Origin of the sequence: Paenibacillus sp. GbtcB18 (assembly GCF_019091125.1) — a bacterium.
Classification (GTDB): domain Bacteria; phylum Bacillota; class Bacilli; order Paenibacillales; family NBRC-103111; genus Paenibacillus_F; species Paenibacillus_F chitinolyticus.
The window spans coordinates 1-266 of the sequence record NZ_JAGXJX010000404.1; the positions used below are offsets into that span (position 1 = coordinate 1).

Below are 266 nucleotides of genomic sequence, written 5' to 3' on the forward strand. Positions count from 1 at the left end.
GAACACGACCGTTAAGCCTTCCAGCGCCGATGGTACTTGGACCGAAGGGTCCTGGGAGAGTAGGACGTTGCCAAGCAGTCCCACAACCGTGGGTTTTTTTATGGGATTTTGTCTCGTATGCACAATGGAGAGGTGTCCGAGCTGGCCGAAGGAGCACGATTGGAAATCGTGTAGGCGCCAAAAGCGTCTCGAGGGTTCGAATCCCTCTCTCTCCGCCAGTATTAAGGCGGCGTAGCTCAGCTGGCTAGAGCGTACGGTTCATACCC

1 tRNA gene and 1 rRNA gene are annotated in these 266 nt (G+C 55.6%); both read left to right on the forward strand.

The window, feature by feature from the left end:
* Window positions 1-76: ribosomal RNA gene (rrf, locus tag KVT34_RS33095) — 5S ribosomal RNA — on the forward strand; the annotation flags it as partial.
* 50 nt (window positions 77-126) lie between these two features.
* Window positions 127-218: transfer RNA gene (locus KVT34_RS30355), tRNA-Ser, on the forward strand.
* Window positions 219-266 lie beyond the last annotated feature (48 nt).